The sequence below is a fragment of the Microbacterium testaceum genome (genome assembly GCF_001476655.1).
Lineage (GTDB): Bacteria > Actinomycetota > Actinomycetes > Actinomycetales > Microbacteriaceae > Microbacterium > Microbacterium testaceum_C.
The window spans coordinates 1-6,001 of record NZ_LDRT01000112.1; the positions used below are offsets into that span (position 1 = coordinate 1).

The window sequence follows — 6,001 nt, forward strand, 5'->3', positions numbered from 1 at the left end:
TGTGTTTGATGTTTTTGTTTTGTCTAAGTCGAGGAGGGTATGCTCTGGTGTCTGGGGTGTGGGTTGGGTGGGAGGTGTGTGTGGGGGGTGGGTGGGGGGGGGGGGGGGTAATTGCGTTCTTGTCGGGTTGCGAACGGTCGTGATCCATGCGCTGCGTCCTCTCGAAGTGGGTCCGCCCTCGGCGGTGTGTCGATCGTAGGAAAGGGCGCCGCCGCATCGAAGAGGGGGATGTCGACTCGATGCGCGGGTGATGATGACGTGTCTTCGCCAGGCGGTGCACGGCGTGGTCTCGGAGCCGACGGCATCAGACTCTCGCCGCCCACGACACGTCCTGCAGCCCCCCGACCACGTCGGAATCACCCGCACCCGCGAGACAAATCACCCAGGCGTGGGTCCAGCCGCGCGCCCTGCTGTGATGGACGAAGCTGATCTTCGGAGCGGCGGACGGAGCCCGGTGATGCACGGCTCGCACAAAGACACGCCGTATATCTGTGTCGATATCTCCATAAGCCCGCGCTCGATCCTTGGCAGGATGGGACGGTGATCATCGCCGTCTTCCCCGGGCAGGGGTCGCAGACCCCCGGGTTCCTCACGCCGTGGCTCGAGCTCGACGGGGCGCGTGAGCGTCTCACCGCGTACTCCGAGCAGGCCGGTGTCGACCTCGTCGCCGCCGGCACCGAGTGGGATGCCGACCGCATCCGCGACACCAGCGTCGCCCAACCGCTCATCGTCGCGGCGAGCCTGCTGTCGTGGGCCGCGTTGACCGAGCGCTCGGGTAGCGCCGTGGCCGGGGTTGCGGGGCATTCCGTGGGCGAGATCGCCGCGCTGGCGGCATCCGGTGTCCTGTCCGAGAGCGACGCGCTGAGCCTGGTCGGTCTGCGCGGACGCGCGATGGCCGAGGCCGCCGCCATCACCGAGACCGGCATGAGTGCCGTCGTGGGCGGTGACGAGGCTGCCGTCCTGGAGCGTCTCGACACGCTCGGACTCACCCCGGCCAACTACAACGGCGGCGGGCAGATCGTGGCGGCCGGAGAGCTCCCGGCTCTCGCAGAACTCGCCGCCGACGCACCGCGCGGGGCGCGGGTGATCCCGCTGCAGGTCGCCGGCGCCTTCCACACGCGCTTCATGGAGCCCGCCGTCGAGACCCTGCGCTCCGCCGCGGCGGGCGTCGAGGTCTCGGACCCGATCCTGTCGCTGTGGACCAATTCCGACGGCTCCCTCGTCGCCGAAGGTCGCCGGGCCCTCGATCTCGTCGTCGCCCAGGTCGCCTCCCCGGTCCGCTGGGACCGCTGCATGGCATCCTTCGCGGAGCAGGGCGTGACCGGCATCATCGAACTCTCCCCCGCGGGAGCGCTGACGGGGCTCGCGAAGCGCGCGCTGCGCGGCACTCCCACCGTGGCGGTCAAGACCCCCGACGACCTCGACGCGGCCGTCTCACTCCTGAAAGAAGACATCCAGGCATGAGCACCCCCACCCTCCGTCAGCTGCAAGGCCCGGCGCACACGCGGATCTACGCGTACGGTGCCGCCCGCGGCGAGAACTTCGTGCCGAACGACGACCTCGTGGGGCCGATCGATTCGAGCGACGAGTGGATCCGTCAGCGCACCGGTATCGTCACGCGCGTCCGTGCGAACAAAGAGACGGATGCCATCGACCTGGCCTCCGAGGCCGCGCGCGAGGCCGTTGAGAAGTCGGGAGTGAACCCCGCCGACATCGACGCCGTGATCGTGGCGACCATCAGCAACCCGAAGCAGACGCCGTCGGCCTCGGCGATCGTCGCCGACCGCATCGGCGCGAACCCCGCCGCAGCGTACGACGTGAATGCGGCGTGCGCCGGTTTCGCGTACGGCGTGGGCCAGGCCGACGCCCTCATCCGTGGCGGCCTCGCCAAGCACGTCGTGGTCGTCGGGGCGGAGAAGCTCAGCGACATCGTCGACCCGACCGATCGCAGCATCTCGTTCCTGCTCGGTGACGGCGCGGGCGCCGTCGTCGTCGGCCCCAGCGACACGCCGGGCATCGGCCCCACCATCTGGGGCTCGGACGGGTCGAAGGCAGATGCCGTGGGCATGAACGCCACCCTGACCGAGTTCCGCGACGGTTCCGCGCCGTGGCCGACCCTCCGTCAGGAGGGTCCCACCGTCTTCCGCTGGGCGGTCTGGGAGATGGTGAAGGTCGCGCGTCAGGCGATCGAGGCCGCCGGCATCGAGCCCGCCGACCTCGCGGCCTTCGTGCCCCACCAGGCCAACATGCGCATCATCGACGAGTTCGCCAAGCAGCTCGGCCTGCCCGAGACCGTGGTGATCGGCCGCGACATCGAGACCACGGGCAACACGTCCGCGGCATCCATCCCCCTCGCCACCCACCGTCTGCTCGAGGAGCACCCCGAGCTCAGCGGCGGACTCGCGTTGCAGATCGGCTTCGGCGCCGGGCTCGTGTTCGGCGCGCAGGTGGTCGTGCTTCCCTGACGCGGCGACGCCGAACCCTAGACTGATCGGGGCCTGTCAGGCCCGCCCCCAAGAAACAGGAGACATCATGGCATTCACCAATGACGAGGTTCTCGCCGGCCTTGCCGAGCTCATCACCGACGAGACCGGGATCTCGGCCGACGAGGTCGCCCTCGAGAAGTCGTTCACCGATGACCTCGACATCGACTCCATCTCGATGATGACGATCGTCGTCAACGCCGAGGAGAAGTTCGGCGTCACCATCCCCGACGACGAGGTCAAGAACCTCAAGACCGTCGGCGACGCCGTGACGTTCATCACGTCGAACCAGTCCTGACACCTCCCGGTGGGGGCTCCGGCCCCCACCGGTCACGACCTGTCGTCCGCACCAAGGATTCCTCGCTCATGAGCACACCCCGCATCGTCGTCACCGGCATCGGAGCCACCTCGCCCATCGGCGGAACGGCACCCGAGAGCTGGTCCGCCCTGCTCGCCGGCACCTCCGGCGCCCGTTCCCTCGAGCACGAGTGGGTCGAGCAGTACAACCTGCCCGTCACGTTCGCCGCCGAGGCGCTCGTGCGTCCCGAGACCGTGCTCGAGCGACCCGTCGCCAAGCGCCTCGACCCCTCCTCCCAGCTCGCGATGGTCGCGGCGAAGGAGGCCTGGGAAGACGCCGGCAGCCCCGACATCGACCCCGACCGCCTCGGCGTCGACTTCGCCACCGGGATCGGCGGCGTCTGGACGCTGCTCGACGCCTGGGACACCCTCCGCGAGAAGGGCCCGCGTCGCGTCATGCCGATGACGGTCCCCATGCTCATGCCCAATGCGGCGGCCGGCAACCTCTCCCTCCACTTCAATGCGCGCGCCTTCGCCCGCACGGTCGCCTCCGCGTGCGCGTCCAGCACCGAGTCGATCGTCAACGCGGTGCAGCACATCCGCGACGGCCTGGCCGACGTCGTGATCGCCGGCGGCACCGAGTCGGCGATCCACCCGATCACGATCGCCTCGTTCGCGTCGATGCAGGCGCTGTCCAAGCGCAACGACTCCCCCGAGACCGCCTCGCGGCCCGCGAGCATCGACCGTGACGGCTTCGTCATGGGCGAGGGCGCCGGCGTGCTGATCCTCGAGACCGAGGAGCACGCGAAGGCCCGCGGCGCGAAGATCTACGCGTCGATCGTCGGTGGCGGCGTCACGGCGGACTCGTACCACATCACCGCCAACGACCCCGAGGGCACCGGGGCCGCGCGCGCCGTGCACATGGCGCTCGAGATGGCCGGTGCGTCGGTCGACGACGTGACCCACATCAACGCCCACGCCACCTCGACCCCGGTCGGCGACCCGAACGAGTACACGGCGTTGCGCTCCGTGTTCGGTGAGCGCGTCGACGAGATCCCCGTCTCGGCGACGAAGGCCTCCACCGGCCACCTGCTCGGTGGTACCGGCGCACTCGAGGCGATCTTCACCGTCCTCGCGCTGCAGAACCGCGTCGCGCCCCCCACGATCAACCTCACCGAGCAGGACCCCGAGGTTCCGTTCGCTCTCTCCGGCTCGCCCGTGGAGCTCGGCTCCGGCGACCAGCTCGCCATCAGCAACTCGTTCGGCTTCGGCGGCCACAACGCCGTCGTCGCGATCGCCTCGGTCTGATCACGGCCGAACGCCCCCGGCATCCCCCGACTGCTTCGGGGATGGCGGGGGCGTTCGCTTTGCGATCGGGAGGGGGATACGCGGTCTCGGTGCCGGGAATGATCACCGACGTCCGGTAATGGCGCCTCCCCTCCCCCGACGTGTGGGGGTCAGCCGACCTTGTGGAGCCAGACGATCTGCTGGTCGTCGCCGGCGTGACGGAACGGTTCGAGCTCTTCGTCCCACGCCGAGCCGAGGGCGACGTCGAGCTCGCGGCGCAGTTCGAAGGCATCGCCCGCCGCGACCTCCATGGCATAGCGGACGCGATCCTCGCCGATGACGACGTTCCCGGCCGCATCGGTCTGCGCGTAGTGGATGCCGAGACCCGGCGTGTGCATCCAGCGACCACCGTCGCTGCGCGGGGTGGGATCCTCGCTCACCTCGAAGCGCAGGTGCTCCCACCCGCGGATTGCGCTGGCGAGAGCGGCGCCCGAGCCGACCGGGCCCTCCCAGTAGAACTCGGCACGCCGACTCCCCGTGAGGACCGGCTGGTCTGTCCAGTCGAAGTTCACGGCACGGCCGAGGGCGCGTCCCACCGCCCATTCCAGGTGGGGGCACAACGCGCGGGGCGCGGAGTGGATCAGGATCACTCCGCGCGAAGACGTGGTCGCCATGGTCTCTCCTTCGTCAGGTACGTCTTCCCCTACGACCTGTGATGGAGTCACGGCGATGTTCTGTTGTCTCGGTCATTATCGCCCGAAGATAACGAAATCACAACACTGTGATTCGCCCGTGAAAGAACCCTGCTCGGAGGGATCCGCTCGCGAGCGCTCAGCCGAACCAGAGCGCCCAGTACAGCGCGAAGTTGCGATTCCCGTACGACGAGCACGAATCACCCGTTCCCCAGGTGGCCTCGAGGGCCGCCGGGTTGGGTTGGTACGGCGTGTAGTTGTACAGCGCGGCCGTGGCCTCGTTCGCGATGGTCAGGTCGGTGCCCCCGCAGTCGGGATTCGGCGAATAGGCGATCCAGTGCGTGCCGGGTTGCCGCATGAAGTCCGACGCGCTGTACGACTTGAGGTCGGTCGCTCCCTGGGCGATCTGCGCGGCGAACCCGGCCTGCCCGGCGTCGCACGGAGCGGTGTCGGGACAGCGGGCGCCCATGGCTGCTCCCAGCGCCGCGTCGTCGGGGTCGCGAGCGGTACGGCCGGAGACGAGGCTCTGCTCCTTCTGGAGCGTGACCAGCAGCACCTTCGCAGAGATCCCGCAGGCGCGCTGGATCCGGTCGATGATCTCGGCCGCGGTGAGCTCCCCACCTTCGTAGGCCTCGCACACCGTCTCACCAGTGGCATCCGAGACGATCTTGTCGCGGCCGGGCAGCGTCGTGCGCAGCACGTTGAGGCACGTGTCGGTGCGGCATTGCCCCACTTTGTCGTCCAGGAATCGCTGGATCTCGTCGGCCGTCATCGCGTCGCCGTCGTAGAAGTCCGCGTCGTCGATGAGGTGCCCGGGGTCGAACGCGGAGAGGTCCATGCGCTCCTTGCGGACCTCGGTGTTCCAGGCGGAGGCGAGACCGAGAAGCGGGACCACGGCGGCGCAGAGGAGGCCGACGATCGTCAGCACGCCGACCACGACGAGCGCGCCCACCGTGAGGCGGCGCCGACGCACCATGGCGGCGGTGACCCGACGGCGCGGGCGGCGACGCGGTGCAGCGCGACGCGACGGGGTCGCACGGCGGGCCGGAGGTCGCCGTGTGCTCATGCATCGATCGTGCCTCACCGCGCTGACCGCGGCCTGCACGTCGGGCGTGTGGCGTGGCGGTCAGCGCGGTGGTCAGCACGGCGCGGCGGTCAGCGCGGCGCGGTGGTCAGCTGCCAGGCGTCGCCGGCGGGGTGGGTGCCTGTCCGTCCGTGGGCGGCGTGGGCGGGGTGGGTGCC

Annotated in this window: 6 protein-coding genes; 4 read left to right on the forward strand and 2 right to left on the reverse strand. The window is 69.7% G+C overall.

From position 1 onward, the window contains the following. The first annotated feature begins 540 nt into the window (after positions 1–540). From NS220_RS14355 to NS220_RS14370, 4 genes are all read left to right on the forward strand, one after another. Positions 541–1,464 (forward strand): ACP S-malonyltransferase, encoded by a 924-nt coding sequence (locus NS220_RS14355; RefSeq protein ID WP_058624715.1) that lies wholly within the window; start codon positions 541–543, stop codon positions 1,462–1,464. Beyond that, a complete protein-coding gene (locus NS220_RS14360; protein WP_058624716.1) occupies positions 1,461–2,465 on the forward strand; it encodes a beta-ketoacyl-ACP synthase III in 1,005 nt (334 codons plus the stop codon). The genes NS220_RS14355 and NS220_RS14360 overlap by 4 nt, the downstream gene beginning before the upstream one ends. A gap of 67 nt (positions 2,466–2,532) precedes the next feature. Continuing rightward, complete coding sequence (locus NS220_RS14365; protein WP_022880558.1) at positions 2,533–2,781, forward strand: acyl carrier protein; 249 nt, start codon at positions 2,533–2,535, stop codon at positions 2,779–2,781. 68 nt (positions 2,782–2,849) lie between these two features. Then, positions 2,850–4,088 (forward strand): beta-ketoacyl-[acyl-carrier-protein] synthase family protein, encoded by a 1,239-nt coding sequence (locus NS220_RS14370; RefSeq protein ID WP_058624717.1) that lies wholly within the window; start codon positions 2,850–2,852, stop codon positions 4,086–4,088. A 149-nt stretch (positions 4,089–4,237) separates the two neighbouring features. Here the strand turns inward: NS220_RS14370 and NS220_RS14375 are convergent, their stop codons facing one another. Together NS220_RS14375 and NS220_RS14380 are read right to left on the reverse strand one after the other, a co-directional pair. Continuing rightward, on the reverse strand, positions 4,238–4,741 hold the full coding sequence (locus NS220_RS14375) for a DUF3145 domain-containing protein (protein WP_013586515.1): 504 nt from the start codon (positions 4,739–4,741) through the stop codon (positions 4,238–4,240). 157 nt (positions 4,742–4,898) lie between these two features. After that, entirely contained in the window at positions 4,899–5,825 is a 927-nt protein-coding gene (locus tag NS220_RS14380) for a hemagglutinin (RefSeq protein WP_193755381.1), read from the reverse strand. Between the last annotated feature and the right edge of the window lie 176 nt (positions 5,826–6,001).